This is a genomic window from Antarcticimicrobium sediminis, assembly GCF_004348975.1.
GTDB classification, from domain to species: domain Bacteria; phylum Pseudomonadota; class Alphaproteobacteria; order Rhodobacterales; family Rhodobacteraceae; genus Antarcticimicrobium; species Antarcticimicrobium sediminis.
On the sequence record NZ_SMFP01000018.1, the window covers coordinates 26,299 to 41,010 of the forward strand.

At 58.1% G+C, this 14,712-nt stretch carries 11 protein-coding genes and 1 pseudogene; 6 read left to right on the forward strand and 6 right to left on the reverse strand.

Going from position 1 to position 14,712, the window contains the following annotated elements:
* Window positions 1-60 precede the first annotated feature (60 nt).
* Window positions 61-2,046 carry a flavin-containing monooxygenase gene (locus E1B25_RS19180; RefSeq protein ID WP_132831201.1) on the reverse strand — a complete coding sequence of 662 codons (1,986 nt, stop codon included), beginning with the start codon at window positions 2,044-2,046 and terminating at the stop codon, window positions 61-63.
* A 566-nt stretch (window positions 2,047-2,612) separates the two neighbouring features.
* Here E1B25_RS19180 and E1B25_RS19185 point away from each other — a divergent pair.
* The gene (locus tag E1B25_RS19185; RefSeq protein WP_132831202.1) at window positions 2,613-3,614 is read left to right on the forward strand and encodes a MarR family winged helix-turn-helix transcriptional regulator; all 1,002 of its coding nucleotides are present in this window, start codon (window positions 2,613-2,615) and stop codon (window positions 3,612-3,614) included.
* 340 nt (window positions 3,615-3,954) lie between these two features.
* Here E1B25_RS19185 and E1B25_RS19190 read toward each other — a convergent pair whose 3' ends face one another.
* The 4 genes from E1B25_RS19190 to E1B25_RS19205 are packed head-to-tail and all read right to left on the reverse strand — an operon-like array spanning window position 3,955 to window position 8,248.
* Window positions 3,955-5,868, reverse strand: a complete 1,914-nt coding sequence (locus tag E1B25_RS19190) for a TRAP transporter permease (protein ID WP_165937691.1) — start codon at window positions 5,866-5,868, stop codon at window positions 3,955-3,957.
* Window positions 5,869-5,891: 23 nt separating this feature from the next.
* Complete coding sequence (locus E1B25_RS19195) at window positions 5,892-7,061, reverse strand: TAXI family TRAP transporter solute-binding subunit (protein WP_132831204.1); 1,170 nt, start codon at window positions 7,059-7,061, stop codon at window positions 5,892-5,894.
* 60 nt (window positions 7,062-7,121) lie between these two features.
* Window positions 7,122-7,487 carry a hypothetical protein gene (locus tag E1B25_RS19200; RefSeq protein WP_132831205.1) on the reverse strand — a complete coding sequence of 122 codons (366 nt, stop codon included), beginning with the start codon at window positions 7,485-7,487 and terminating at the stop codon, window positions 7,122-7,124.
* A complete protein-coding gene (locus E1B25_RS19205; RefSeq protein ID WP_165937692.1) occupies window positions 7,484-8,248 on the reverse strand; it encodes an alpha/beta fold hydrolase in 765 nt (254 codons plus the stop codon). Before E1B25_RS19205 ends, E1B25_RS19200 begins: the two co-directional genes overlap by 4 nt.
* A gap of 281 nt (window positions 8,249-8,529) precedes the next feature.
* On the opposite strand from E1B25_RS19205, the pseudogene E1B25_RS19210 reads away from it, so the two are divergent.
* The 4 genes and pseudogenes from E1B25_RS19210 to repC all read left to right on the forward strand — a co-directional run.
* Window positions 8,530-8,798, forward strand: a pseudogene (locus E1B25_RS19210) (IS6 family transposase); the annotation flags it as partial.
* Between the two features lie 642 nt (window positions 8,799-9,440).
* Entirely contained in the window at window positions 9,441-10,541 is a 1,101-nt protein-coding gene (gene repA / locus E1B25_RS19215) for a plasmid partitioning protein RepA (RefSeq protein ID WP_425358947.1), read from the forward strand.
* A complete protein-coding gene (gene repB / locus E1B25_RS19220; RefSeq protein ID WP_132831208.1) occupies window positions 10,541-11,509 on the forward strand; it encodes a plasmid partitioning protein RepB in 969 nt (322 codons plus the stop codon). Before repA ends, repB begins: the two co-directional genes overlap by 1 nt.
* Window positions 11,510-11,736: 227 nt before the next feature.
* Window positions 11,737-12,864: a plasmid replication protein RepC gene (gene repC / locus E1B25_RS19225; protein ID WP_425358948.1), complete on the forward strand. Its 1,128-nt coding sequence runs from the start codon at window positions 11,737-11,739 to the stop codon at window positions 12,862-12,864.
* Window positions 12,865-13,020: 156 nt separating this feature from the next.
* Here repC and E1B25_RS19230 read toward each other — a convergent pair whose 3' ends face one another.
* The gene (locus E1B25_RS19230; protein WP_132831210.1) at window positions 13,021-14,067 is read right to left on the reverse strand and encodes a tyrosine-type recombinase/integrase; all 1,047 of its coding nucleotides are present in this window, start codon (window positions 14,065-14,067) and stop codon (window positions 13,021-13,023) included.
* A gap of 311 nt (window positions 14,068-14,378) precedes the next feature.
* Here E1B25_RS19230 and E1B25_RS19235 point away from each other — a divergent pair, with 311 nt between their 5' ends.
* Window positions 14,379-14,672, forward strand: coding sequence for a WGR domain-containing protein (locus tag E1B25_RS19235; protein WP_342635604.1), 294 nt, complete (start codon window positions 14,379-14,381; stop codon window positions 14,670-14,672).
* Window positions 14,673-14,712 lie beyond the last annotated feature (40 nt).

Genomic DNA, 14,712 nt, shown 5'->3' on the forward strand with positions numbered 1-14,712 from the left:
TGGGGACCTGCGCTCGCAGTGCAGATAGGGGGAGAACAACGCCCCCCCCCCTTGGCTGTTTTATCCTCGGCTACTAAGCGTGTAGTCTGCATCGTCGAACACCGACGTGCGCTTGTAGTATTCTAGGATCGGGTGCGGCCAAGTCACGGTCGGCCGGCCGCTGCGGCCCTGATACCAGGTGTTCACCTTTGTCGTCCCCCAGGCCCGGAGTTGATTGTGGTGATCGACATCCTCATTGAAGGCATCGTAGGATTCCTGCCGCACCTCAGCCGATTTCACATCGTTCTCGAGCATGTATTCGATTGAGCGCAAGACATATTCCAACGCGCATTCTGAGGTGAAGATTGCGCTACCGTTTACTACCAGCCCACTATTGGGACCACCGATGATGAAAAGGTTTGGGAAGCTGGGAACTGCAATGCCCAGATAAGCGCGACAATCTCCACTCCAGAAATCATGCAGGACACGTTCCCCACGCCCCTCGATGCGGATCGGGTCAAGATAGTCTGCGGCTAAAAATCCAGTGGCGTAGACGATTACGTCGACATCGTGATGCGCACCATCGGCGGTGACGATCCCCTGTGGCGTGAGCCGTACGATCTTTTCCGATACCAGCGAGACGTGAGGTTTTTTCAGCGTGTTTACATAGGCCCCATTGTCACGCACCATGCGTTTTGCCCCGGGCGGGTAAGCAGGGGTGAGCTTTTCCAGAAGATCCTTGCGGTCGCCGACCTGCGCGGTAAGGTTCTCGATGCAGCCCAAGCGTAATTTCTCGTTAAGCTCACTGACGGAGATGGGGTGCTTCCATTCAGGGTCGACCGTGATCGCCGGGAAACGCCCCTCCGCAGCTATCCAAAACTGCCAGAAACGGAACCAGCGACCATAATAGGGAACATGCGTGAGCAGCCAGTGCATGCCGGGTTTGATATCGTCCTGATAGTTCGGCGTGGAGAGCATCCAGGCGGGGTTGCGCTGGAAAACCGTGAGCGCGCTCACCTGATCGGCGATCGCAGGAACGATCTGAAAACCGCTAGCACCAGTGCCGATGACGGCTACGCGTTTGCCCGTGAGATCTAGATCCGAAGGCCATTCCGCAGAATGAACGGCGCGGCCACGGAACTCGTTTTGCCCGGGAATCTCGGGAATATTAGGCCGATTCAAGTGCCCCACTGCAGGAATAACCACATGGGCAAACTCTATCTTTTCCCCTTCCGGCCCGCGTGTGTGCAACCACCAGCCGCCTTTCGCCTCATCCCAGCGCATCGATTCAACCTCGGTGGAGAAGGTGAAATTCGAACGCAGGCCTGCATCCTCGGCGACCCGTTTGGCATAGCCAAAAACTTCAGAACGCTCGGAGAATTGCTGTGGCCAGTCAGGTTTCTGTGCGAAAGAGAAACTATAGGCGAAATTCGGTGTGTCGAGACGGCAGCCGGGATAGGTGTTATTCCACCAGACACCGCCTATTTCTGGGTTCTTCTCGTAGACGGTGAAATCCAGCCCCGCTTGAGACAGCCGGTAGGCGGCAGCGATCCCGGCCAGACCCCCGCCGATAACGGCGACGCGGAGATCGCGGCCGGGCGCTAATGTTTCGGCCGTCCAATCGGGTTTCCCCGTGTCTTCGGGCAAGCCGATTTCGTGCATCAGCAGGCCGAGGTAGTCCTCGCCTGCGCCCCCGGCGCCTCTGGTCAGAAATGAGATAGCGTCTTGCAGCGCTTGAACAGTGGGCCGGATTTGGGGCCAGCCAGTGTCGCGCGCTTCGATAAGCGTGCTCAACGCAAGTTTGCGGGCCTTAGCCTGTGTCGCTTCCGACATACCGCCCTGCGGTGCGATCCGCATCAGCATTGGCGGGGTGGGAGGGGTCAAGTCTTCGCTCAGCAGTTCCGGCTTACCAGTCAATACCGAGAGAGTGGCCAGAAGGGCGGGCAGTTCTGCTTCCTCTACGGCCGCCGCCAATGTCGCGTCATCGGCATCCAGCGGAGCGATGGCGTCGAAACCGGACAAGAGGTCGGGCGCAAGCTGTGAGTGATCGATAGTTCCGTTGTACATTTTTCCTCCTCAGTTTTTTGGTCGTTACGTTCCTGAAGGCGCGAAAACCTTAAGCGCGCCGTTCGGAGTCTGCGGCTGTTGTGCTGCACGAAACTGGCTTCTCGAACACGGAACGCGGTGACAAGAGCGTGGAGCGACAGGTGTAACCGATGGGTGCGCACCTCGGTGACCAAGGTGTCGGACCGGCCGTTTCAGCCGATGCAAGAACCATATCCGTTGAGTTGTTCAATCGTCGCAATCCAGTTAGTATAGACACGTTGCAATTATTCTTCTTTTAGTAAGTAATCTGACTTTTACATCGAATAACGTCGAACGCAAGGGTGGTGACGCCAGCGAGATCAGTTTCAGGCAGGGGCTGTGCATCAGGCATGCGAGCGACCTGGGTTACTGGAAACCTTTTGGCCGGGTGGAAAACTCAGTTTTTTGCTTTGAGTGCGCAGCAGTTGCAAGGAGGGTGCATTATGTGATCCTCTGTCGGCCGTTGCTGGGGTGGGTCAGCCCGGCTTTAGACGGTACAAACGCGACAATTGTTTCTCGTTGTATGGTGCGCAAAAAAAGGAATTACGGTGTACGAGATAGACGATCTTCCGAACAAACCAGGCCACCTGATCCGCCTTGCACATCAGAAGGCGATATCGGTATTTTCCGATGCGACGCAGAATTTCAATATCACTGCGGTTCAGCATGTGATCATGGTGGCGCTGAACAGGTTCCCTGATATCGATCTGTCCAACCTTGCGCAGATTGTGGGGCTAGACAGATCGACAACTGGCAATGTTGCGGCTCGACTGTCCGACCGCGGGTTGGTGAAGATCAAAACGTCGGAGGCGGACCGGCGAGCGAAGATCATACGCCTCTCCAACACTGGTGAGACGCTTTTGGCAGCCATGTCGCCAAGTGTAAAACTATCGCAGGAGAGGCTGCTCGAGGCGCTGACCGAGCCGGAACGTGAAAGTTTCTTTCGCATTCTTCAGAAACTGACCGGGAAAGCCTATCCGAAGGAACGCAACACAGAGCACTTTTCCGAAACGGATCCTTCTGGGAAACCGGCCACGCGCGCACATATCGACCGAACTGACGAAAAAATTGCAGCCGCGCTCTGGAGCTATGTCAGCGACATTCCCAGTCGGGCAGCGATCTTTCCCCGCCTAGTCACGCCAGAGACTGACGTTCTTACACGATTGCTTGGGGGTTTCTTGGACATTCGGGAAGAAGTACTTCGGATGGTGCGGGAGGAGAATCGGAACCGTTTTGTTTTCGTGCTTGCCTTTACCGCTCCCGGAGTCGCCGACCATCCCGTCGCGCTAGGTATGAAACACGCTTGGATGGGGTTGGTGCGGGAGATCTTTACCGAAATCAAGAACCCCGCGGCCAGCCTTTCGGTACTTACATGGGCTCCACCAGTGCGGCAGAGTCGCAAGACATTCAACACGCCGTCATCTTTGTCCCAAAAGTCTTTCTCGGGACTTGGGGAACTGACACGCTACTTTCTGTTCGACACCGTTGAAATCCCGGGGCTGACCATTGTCGACAATGTTGTCAATCTTCCGCCTAGAGGCACTTGTTGAAGGAACCAGATATCCGACTCCGATATCGGGTGACATCTTGATATCCTAATATCGATGCAGGGGTCCACTTAGAGCGCCATCCATTTAGTCTGCAACAAGTCCGCTAGTCGTGACATTGAATTCCTGCACCTCTTTGGAAGACACGGCAATTGAATGTCGATGCGCGAGGCGGATCAGGTGGCTCGGCTTCTCTGAAAGGTTGTTGATTTCTTAAATTTACGACCTTGGGTATCGGCTTGGTTCGGGCCGGGCTCCGCCCTTATTGCAGGCCGGATCGCAAAAAAAGACCCGGTTGATGGCTCGCGGTCCCGAGCACCGTTATCCGATGCTCGGGACAGGCTCAAACTGCGTTGGGCAGTCGTTCGGCCCGCTTGGTGGCGAACAGGGAAGCCGCTAAGGAGACCGCTAGCACGACAGCAACAGCAGCCACGATACTGAAGGCGACAAAGGGGGTAAAAGCGAAGGCGCAGCAGACCCCAAGAGCAATGGTCAGCCCCCGGTTCAACGCCCCCATCATTCCACGGCCCAGCGAACCAACGCGCGCCATCTGTCCCTGCATACCAGAGGCGATCAAAAACACCCCGGCGACTGCACAAAGAAACGACACCGCAACATGGTTCAGATCATCTTGGAAGACCAGCGCCGGATTGAGCACAAACATGAATGGCAGAATGTACATCACCGCGCCAAATCGCATGCTCTGGAATCCGACAGCGAGTGGTTTCTCCTCGGCCAAACTTGCCGCAACGAAAGATCCGATGGCAACCGGCGGCGTAATGAAGGACAGCATGCTCCAATAGACTACGAACAGGTGGACGCCGAGAGGATTCAACCCCGCCTGCGTCAACGCCGGGCTGAGCACGATAGCGAGGAAGATATAGCTGGCAGTCACCGTCATCCCCATGCCGAAGATAAAGCTGGTTATCCCCCCCATGATCAGAAGGGCCGGAACCGAGCTGCCAGCGATGAAGACAAGGTCATTAGCCAGTGTGCCCGCGAGGCCCGAAACCACCATGCCACCAACGATGAGACCGATACCCGCCAACAGGGCGACCAGCGCCACGATGGCGCGCATAATCTCGGCCAGGATGGTAAAATACTTTTCTGGCGTCGCCCGCTTATGCTCCATCACGAGGTCGAGAACTAACAGAACAAGGGTAGCATAGAACGGGGCGACCCGTTCCCAGCCCGGGTTCACCATGATCACCACCAAGACCAGAAGGCCGGCTAGATAATGCCAGCCCGAAGCCAGCACGGCCTTGAGCGATGGCAGCTCGCTGCGAGGTAGACCAGTCAGGTTGTACCGTGCCGCATAGCAATCGATCTGGATGAAGAGTGCAAAGTAGAACAGGATCGAGGGGATCGCCGCGGCCACTGCCACCGTCCAGTAGGGTACGTTCAGGAATGAGGCCATGACAAAAGCGGTGGCCCCCATCACTGGTGGCATCAACACCGCCCCGGTAGAGGCGCAGGCCTCAATCGCTGCGGCGTGCCGACTGGAAAAGCCGGTGCGCTTCATCGCCGGGATCGTCACGGCACCGGTGGTCAGGATGTTGGAGACCACACTGCCGCTCATCGAGCCCATACCTCCGCTGGCCAGAATCGAAACTTTGGCCGCGCCGCCACGCGCGCCGCCAATCAGCGCAAGGGCGAAATTGTTGAAAAAATCACCAGCACCGGTCTTTTGCAGCACCACGCCAAAGACGATGAAGCCGATCACCAGATTGGCGAAGGCACGCAGAGGAATGCCCAGCACGCTTTCCTTGCTCATCAGGTGATAGGCGATAGTCAGATCAAAAGGTTGCGAAAACCCGGCGATTGGACCTGGCAGATATTCCGCGAAGACCGGGTAGAGCGAAAAGACGATGATCACCACCGTCACCGCCAAGCCCCCGACTCTACGGGCGGCCTCGATCAGCAAGAGCCAAGCTAGGATCGCCACGACTACAGCTATTTTTGGCGGGGCGAATTCCCAAGCGAAGCTCACAATTTTGTAGCTGCTGAACGAAAAGTAGAGGAAGACACCGAAACAAAGCAAGGCCAACACCGCGTCGAGCAAGCGGAACAGCATACCCTCCCGGCGGATCGGGTAGATCACGAAGGTGGCAGGAAGAACCAAGGTCAGGATCAGATAGAGATAGAGGTTGTCGATCAGGGCCGCCCCGATAATGCCCATATTGAAAATGCGCTCTATTCCAAGAAATAGAACAGGAAGAACGCTGACGGCGAGGGTCGCCGTCAGCAATCTGTTCACACGTGCCGAGTAAGGCACCCCCATCACTCCCTCCAGATCGCGTTGAAGCCTTCAGCCTCCAAGGCCTCGGCCCGGACCTTCATCCAAGCGACGCCAAAGCCGTCGTCACCGCCATCATAGGTGTCGGTGAACTCCGCCCATGCCTTTTTCAGAACCTCTTGGCGCTTGAGCAGACCGGCATTCATCTGATCCATCGCATCGGTCCAGACCCCTGCTTCCTTGTAATATTGGATGGCTCCTTCGTGATAAGGAATTCCCCAGTCAAACTGCTGATTTTCCATCCGCCAGCCCGCAGCGCCGGGGGCGGCGTCCTTATAGTCGTCATAATAGGTGAACAGCGCCTTGGTCATGTTATAAACCAGATCGCCATCCTTCTCGGCGTAGGTCACCAACAAAGGCAGCGGGATCGATAGGCCCGATCGCGGATTCTCCGGGTCTATGCCAGCGCCCAGCGTGCCCCTCTTCTTGATCAGCACGGGATTGGCTGCTTTCAGGCGGTCCCAAGCTGCAACATCATCCTCTGGGTATTCCGGCCAATAGATGCCGCGCGGGCTCGCTTCGATCTCGCGGGCAACGCCAGAAGTGGCGATCAGGATGGCAGCATCGACCCGATCCTGGATCAGCCCGTCCATCGCAGCACGAAAACCCGAAAACTCAACCTTTTCCACATCGCCCCAACTGAGATCGGCGAAGGCCAGCGTGGCCTTCATGATCTGGTTCAGCGATGGTGAGGCGGTGATCCAGGCCAGACGTTTGCCCTCCAGATCAGCGAGTGTGCTGATCCCGGAGTCCTTACCGGTCACTACGCCCATATAGGCGTCAGAGACATTCATCGCGACCAGCCGCAGGGCCTGCGGGCCTGCGGACGGGTTCGCGAAATCGAAAACCCCTTCTTGCCCGTAGTAGGACCCGCCACCAGAAGCGGCGAAATCCACACGGTTCTGCGCCACCGGCACTAGGCGAGCGATGTCAGTGTTGGCAGGAATAACGCGCAGCGAGGTATCGTTCTTCTGGCGCAGGACGTTTCCGATGGCGACGGCCTGATTGTAGCCGCTGGTGCCGGCGGGATAGGCCGTCCATGACACGGTGCCAGACAGGGCGATCTTCCCACTTGCCTCCTCGGCGACGGGCGCGTTTGCTCCCAGCGTTACGGCGATCGCTGCCAAGGTAGCGTATCTGATTAAACTCTTCATATTTTCTCCTCCGCATTTCAGATTAGTTAGGTTTTTGCGTTACCGCAGGTGCGGCATGACTTATTTGGCAAACAGCTTCATATTATTCTTGCCCGGATCGGCCAAAAGCGTGCCGAACTGAAGCCCGGACAGCCGTGGGCCGAACCCTACGCGAGCCTGATATTCCTTCAGCCGTTCGAAAATGGTAGCAGGGCTGCCGCACATGAATCTGCCCAGTTTGTTCGGCTCCTTTGCGGGCGTGAACCGTCGGTGACCACCTTCTTCGCCTGCATAGCCAGTATCATCGAGTCCAGCGAGGTATAGCCAAGCGGGAGCCACATCTCCGGCGGCATGCTTGGGGACCAGTTCATGAAGGCCTCGTCGTGCGGCTTGGATTCGCGCATCACGACTTCCGTAGGGCCTCAAGTGAAGAAAGAAGTAGTTCATGGCAAAATATCGTTTTGGAACCGGAGGTAGGCGTCGAGAAAATCTTGGGGTTGTTCGGTAGCTGGCAGGTGGCCGCAATCGGGAATCGTGTGTAGCCGTGAATCGGGCAACCCATCATTAAGCGTTTCGCAATAGGCCGGCGGTTGAACCTTATCCTCGGCCCCGCTGACGATGAGGGTGGGAACCTGGATGCGTGACAGCCATTTCTGTAGAGTCGGGCTATGCATGCGCGAGTTCCTTCCAAGCCGAGCGGTCGCGATGCGGTTGCGCGCCTTGCGCTCCATATCCTCGTCCGACAACTTCTGCGCGAGCAGCCGATCCACGATGGTCTGATCATGGAAGAGCTTGGCAATATACACTCTGTCAGACCATAGAAAACTGTTAGGCCGGGCCACGCCTGGCGTTTTAACGCCCGCAGGCGAGAGCAGGGTCAGGCTGTGAATGAGGCTTTGGTCTCGCAGCGCCATTTCCAGTGCGATCCAGCCCCCGATGGAACTGGCAACGATCCGCACTTCATCGATGTTCCAATGGGCAAGCAACTCGAGATAGAAATACGCCAAGTCATCGATGTGATCGAGCCATTCGGGCTTTTCGCCCAAGCCGAAGCCGGGATGTTCCGGGGCATAGACTGTGTGGCTTTTCGCAAGCGTCTCAAGAACAGGGTACCAGACACCGCCCCCATTGCCCCCGTGCAGATAAAGCAGGGCAGGACCGTCGCCGCCTTTCAGCAACTGAAACTCAGTACCCGCAAAGGTTTCCAAGGTGTGTGCTGGACTGTGCATTGTTCCTCCCACATTGCATCCAAGGCTGGGTAATCGCCGCCATGACAGCATACTTACTTTATTTCAGAAAATTACAAGGCGCACTTATAATTTTGTCAAAATATCATGCGAGCTGCATACCGTCCGCCGCGGAATCTAGGAGTTGTAGCGCTGACCGATGGAGGCAGCGATCAACGACATTGCTGCGACCCTCAGAAAAAGCCATCTAGGGGCAATGTCAGGTTATTGACGCGACCCAGCTGCATGTTTAGCGATCGGACGTGGTCAGCCAAGTTTCACAATCTCGCCTGAGGGCTTCCGCTTCCCCCGTTTCGTCATCTCTTATGCCATCCGGGCATTTCATCGTTTTGCATTGAGCCTGCGCGATGTCGAGGATCTGCTTGCGGAGCGAGACGTAATCGTCTCCTACGAAAGCATCCGCGTTTGGTGCCAACGGTTCGGAACGCGGGTCGCCGCCAGCATCCGTCGCGACCGCCCGGCCTCCGCCGAAAAACGGCGCCTCGACGAGGTCGTAATCTCAATCCGAGGCAGTCCTCTCAGCTATCAAGAAGACTGGTATACCCAAGGGTGTTTTTGTCTCGTACAGGGTGGCAAGCGCGATCGACACATCCTTGGTCGAAGAAAACAACCTGACAATGCCATGGCGCGATACCCTTGGCGGTTGCTGCCGTCAGTTGGGTGGATTTGAGTTCACCCGGAGATTAAGCCACCTTCGCAACACGACCATTGGCAATGCCGTGCGCGTCTGTCCCGCCCGCTGGGGAATCGGGCGCCGTGCCCCGATGTTGGACCCATGCAGTTTTAACCCCTTGGACACCGATTCTCAATATCGGCCCCCTGCCCCGGCCGGAATCGTACCACTGGCCACGCCCGGTCGATCTCCATCTTGCCCCTTGATGCGAGGTATAATTCTTTATTTATTTTCAGTATGTTACGTTCTCCCTTGTGGTGGTGTCGGCATCTTTCCACAAAATGTGGCATGGTCTGCACCAGCCGCCCCCGAAAAGTGAGTATTGCCAAACCGCCATCTTCTTGCTTAAAGAAACGGTAAAGAGTGCGCCGACGGAAAACAGCGTTACCACGTGAGGGCAGAAATTTGGCAGATGCGATCCATATCAATCGCCGCGTGCGGGAGAATGCCGTCAACCTGAGCGCGGCTTTACAAAGCCACATGCTCAAGATTTTTGCGCCCGATGCACGCAAGGAATTGCGCCGTTTCAGTGCGGGCGAAGCGGCCGAACTGCTTGGTATTTCCACCGGGTTTCTGCGCAAGCTGCATTTTGACAACCGCATTCCCGATGTTCACACCACACCGGGCGGGCGTCGACATTACAGCGCCGCTGATCTGATGGAAATCCGCCGCGCGCTGGAAGGAACGGCAAAGACCGAAGGCGCCTATCTCAAGGGGCGCCGCCCCGGCGACAAGGTGCAGGTGCTGTCCTTTCTCAACTTCAAAGGCGGGTCGGGCAAGACCACCAGTTCGATCCACACCGCGCAGCGTCTGGCGCTCAAGGGCTATCGCGTGTTGTGCGTGGATATCGACCCGCAAGCGTCTCTAACCACCCTGTTTGGCTATCAACCCGAGTATGATTTCCTTGAGTCGGGCACGATCTATGACGCGATCCGCTATGATAACCCCCTGCCCTTTTCCTCGGTGATCCAAAAAACGTTTTTCACCAATATCGACCTCGCCCCCGGCGGCCTGCTGCTGCAGGAATTCGAACACGAAACCCCACGGGCGTTGATCGATAACGTGCAGCCGCCGTTTTTCTCGCGCATGGCCGCCACGTTGCAGGAGGTCGAGGACAATTACGACGTCATCATCTTCGATTGTCCGCCGCAACTTGGCTACCTGACGATGTCGGCGCTTTGCGCATCGACCGGGGTGCTGATCACCGTCGTGCCCAACATGCTTGATATCGCGTCGATGTCGCAATTCCTGTTGATGAGCGCGGATCTGCTTGACGTGGTGTCCAACGCCGGCGCCAGCATGGAGTTTGATTTCCTCCGTTTCCTCATCAACCGGTATGAGCCAAACGACGGCCCGCAACAGCAGGTGGTCGCATTCCTGCGCCAATTGTTTGGCGACGAGGTGATGGTGGCCCCGGTTCTGAAATCCACCGCGATTTCCGATGCCGGTCTGACCCACCAGACGGTTTATGAGGTAGAACGCGGCCAGTTTCACCGCAACACCTATGACCGCGCGGTGGATTCACTGAATCTTGTCAATGACGAGATCGAGTCACTGTTGCAAAAAGCATGGGGGCGCTGATGGCACGCAAGGGAATTCTTTCAAACGATACCGCGCCCGGAAAACCGCGCCCGGAAGTCGCGGAGCGGGCCCCGATGATGCCGCGCGGCGCGGTCGGGGCTTTGCAATCCTCGCTGTCAAAGCTGCAGGAAAACGCGGTGCAAGAGATCGATGTCGCGCTGATCGACGATGCCGGTTTCGAGGATCGTCTGGGGCAGGATTCGCAGGCCTTTACCCAGCTCAAGGACAGTCTGGCCACCTATGGCCAGCAGGTTCCCGTTCTGTTGCGCCCGCACAGCAGCAAACCCGGTCGCTTTGAGATCGTCTATGGCCGCCGACGGATGAAAGCCCTGCGAGAGCTGGGCCTGCCGGTCAAGGCGATGGTGCGACAGTTGGACGATCATGCGCTTGTCATGGCGCAGGGTCAGGAAAACACCTCGCGCCAGGATCTGTCCTTTATCGAAAAGGCCAGCTTTGCCGCGCAATTGCAGGAGGCCGACTATGACCGGCCGACAATAGCCGCAGCGCTGTCGATCGACCTGCCGATGCTCAGTCGGATGCTGACCGTCGGCACCGCCTTTGACCTGCCCTTTTTGCGCCAGATCGGCTCGGCCCCTGGGATCGGGCGCGATCGCTGGCTGTCCCTGGCCAAGCTGTTTCAAGACCCGGCAGCAAAGTCGCGCGCCGCCGCATTCATGAACGGACCGGATTTCGCCGCGCTCAATTCTGACGCCCGATTTGAAGCCGTGTTCGAGCGCGCCGCGCGCAAACCGGACACCAAGGCCAAGCCCCCTGCCCCGGCGAAACCGCGCACCCTGCGCAGCCCCGATGGCAAGGCGCTGGCCGATATTCGCGCCACCTCACGCGGGGTCACGCTGAGCATTCCGGCCCGCACCGCGGATGGCTTTGACCTTTGGCTGAACGACAACGCCGAGGCCGTAATCAACGACCTTCACGCGCGTTGGAAGACCGAGCGCACGGAAGACTGAGCGCAAACAAAGAAACCAAGGAGGCACGACAGCTGGACCACAAATAGAAAAGCCCCCCAGGAATAGTCCCAGAAGGCCTTTCTCATTCTTCGCACCTTTGAGATATCGTCCCTTCCCTGACTCTGTCAACTCCACCGGCTCGCCGGGGGCCAAGATTTGTTGTCTTTCGTGAAAATTTCATGCACCACGCGTCCCAAATCGAATTTGGGCGGCCGAAATCGGCTGTCCTGCCGGATCGAAACCCGGCCGCCACGTCCCCGACAAAATGGGATCTGCTCAAGGCCCTGACCGAAGCTGCGGATGATTTCGACCTCAGCCATCGCACGTTGAACGTGCTGCGGGCCCTGATGACCTTTCTGCCCGGCAACGAGATCCCACAAGATCCCTGCGCCGCGACAGTATTTCCCGCCAATCGCACCCTGTCCGCCCGGCTAAACGGGATGCCGGAAAGCACCCTGCGCCGGCATCTGTCCCGGCTTGTCGCACTTGGCATTGTCAACCGACACGACAGCCCCAATCGCAAACGCTATGCCCGCAAGATGGGGCAGGGGATCGCGCTGGCCTTTGGCTTTGATCTGTCGCCACTGGCAGAACACGCAACCCATGTTCTGGCTGCCGCGCGGCACGCGGCAGCACGTCGCCAGCGCCTGCAATTGTTGCGTGACACGGTCGCGCGGCTGCGTCAGGACCTGCTTGAACACGCCGGAGACCGCGCCCCGCAGCCGCTTCTCGATGAAGTACGACTGGTCCTGCGGCGCAAACCGGACGAGGCAATTCTGACCCAGCTGCAAGACGCTTTGACCACTGAACTGCAACAGCACAAACCTATGGACACCCCAAAAGCCCCGCCTTTTGCCTCAATCCAATTGGGCGCCCCTGACAGTCAAAATGAGCGGCACATACAGGATTCAGATAAACTTGATTCTGACTCTGAAAGACCCATGCCACAGCCCCTCACAAATCCTTCACCCGAGGTCTCCACAAACATCGGTCACAAGGCTGAGAGATCAAAAGACCCAACCCTCCCCGAGGTTCTCAACGCCTGTTCTGAATTGAGATCCTTCTTTCCCAATCCAATCCAAAGCTGGCCGGCCTTGCTTGAAACAGTCGATTGTCTGGTACCTATGCTGAACATCGACCGGCCCGTAATGCAGGATGCAATGCGAAAAATGGGGGCAAGGCAGGCTGCGCTTGCCGTGATCTGCATTCTGGAGCGAAGCGCCAGCATTCACCGCCCCGGTGCCTATCTGCGGCGCTTGTCACAAAAAGCTGATGCAGGTAAATTTTCGGTTCTGCCCATGCTGAATGCGCTCCTACGCCGTGAACCCTCGGAAAATTGTCAGCTGGCAACCTGAAAAAACATTGAATAACAAATAGCTAAGGTTATGGGATAGGTGACAATCTACTTTTGAACTGGATTTGTGAAACCCAGCGGGTTTCCGTCGGCGCAATAGCCCTGCAACTTACCTTAAAACAGACCGCAACAAGATCCCAAGAAAGCCTGCCGCCCCTCACTCCAACAAATCTGTCGCGGGGTTTTCGGCAATATCAACGTCATCATAATAACGTTGCGCTTGCGCCATGGAACGATGCAGCGAGAGGCGCATGGCTGCTTGTACCGGTGCGCCATCCAGCGCCGCCTGGGTCAGAAAGCCGGAGCGCAGACCATGCGGGCTGGCCATGTCCACAGGCAACCCGGCGCGCTTCAACCGGTGCTTGACGATCTGATAGATACCATCGGATGACAACGGGCGGGGCAGGGGACGGCCTGATTTACTGATTGGTCGAAACAGTGGTCCTTCCCTGATCTCCGCCGCCACGATCCATCGCGCCACGGCTTTGGCGGCGCGCCCCTTGAGCACCAAACGCGGCGTTGCCTCCCGGCCCGTGCTCTTGGTTTGCAGCAGGTGGATCCAGATCAGCCCCTTGGCCTCGAACTCCTCCAGCGACAGGTCCTCGCGCCGCAGGTTCGAGAGCTCCGAGCGACGCCGTCCGCCGCTGGCCCAGCCCAGCTTCAAGATGGCTCGGTCGCGCAGGCCCCGCAAGTCACCGCCGCAGGCCTCTAGCATCTGTTCCAGCACCTCGCGGGTAATCGGTTTGGCCGACTTCGGGGCGCGGGGGCGGGCGGCGGCGCGCCGCGCCTTGGAGCGTGCCTGTCGCAGCATCGGCGCCTCGAACGGCGAGGGCAGGTTCTTCATCCGGTGAAACGCCTGCCATGAGGCGATGCGGCGGTCCAGCGTCGCCGGGGCCGGGCAGGCGAGGCTCTTGCGCAACCCGGCCGCGATCAGCGCCTCACCGGCGATGCGGGCGCTGTCAGCCGGCGCCGCCGTGCCGAGGTCGCGGGCATGGTCGAGGATGAACCGCAACGCCACCTCCTCGCGCTCGGGCCAGATAGGCCCGGAGCCGAACGCCACCTCGCGCCAGAGCGTGATGTAGAGCAAGTCGCGCTCATAGGCGCGCAGCGTGTTCTGCGGCGTGCCACGGACATAGAGATCGGTGAGCGCCGCCTGATCGGTCTCGCTTAGCTGGGTGCGGATCGGGAAGGGCAGGGGGGTCATGCGGCACCTCCGCGCGGGCGGTCCCGAAGCGAGACGGTGACGCTCTGCATCCGGATACGGAAACCGGGGCCGCCAGGATGAAAGACCTGGCGGCCAGCACGGTGAGAGATGCCGTGTTCGCGGAGGGACTGGCGCAGGAGGCGCATCTGAGCGTGCTGTAACATGGGCTGAGATTGCGCGGTTTTCCGGGGTTTCTCAAGAGACATGATAAGGAGTACTTATCGTGTGTAATGAGGTGAGTTCGACACAGCCGCCAGTGCTGATCGTAAGGTTTATATTTTGCACATCATGCGTCTAATGTGTCATTATACGTGGATCATATTGAGGAACCGGAGATCGACATGTGGGGCCATTTTGAACGTCACGTGCCAGCCGACAACATGGCACGGTTCTATCACCTGGAAATCCAGCCGACCCTGTTCGGGGACTGGAGCCTGCGCCGCAGTTGGGGGCGGATCGGAACCCGTGGCCGCGACCGGTACGAGGTCTTTGCCACCGCCGCGGAAGCGCTGGCCGCGGCCCGGCGTCTGGAGGTCCTGAAATGCCGACGGGGTTACGTGCGCCTGCCCGAGCAGTTGGACTTGCCGCTGGGGCAGGGGGCCTGAGGGCTTTGTCAAGGGATCTATGTTCGGCCTCTCTAGACCC

Coding starts and splice junctions, on each gene's coding strand:
- E1B25_RS19180 (WP_132831201.1), bottom strand. CDS start 2,046: ATGTACAACGGAACTATCGATCACTCACAGCTTGCGCCCGACCTCTTG.
- E1B25_RS19195 (WP_132831204.1), bottom strand. CDS start 7,061: ATGAAGAGTTTAATCAGATACGCTACCTTGGCAGCGATCGCCGTAACG.
- E1B25_RS19200 (WP_132831205.1), bottom strand. CDS start 7,487: ATGAACTACTTCTTTCTTCACTTGAGGCCCTACGGAAGTCGTGATGCG.
- repA (WP_425358947.1), top strand. CDS start 9,441: ATGCTCAAGATTTTTGCGCCCGATGCACGCAAGGAATTGCGCCGTTTC.
- repB (WP_132831208.1), top strand. CDS start 10,541: ATGGCACGCAAGGGAATTCTTTCAAACGATACCGCGCCCGGAAAACCG.
- E1B25_RS19230 (WP_132831210.1), bottom strand. CDS start 14,067: ATGACCCCCCTGCCCTTCCCGATCCGCACCCAGCTAAGCGAGACCGAT.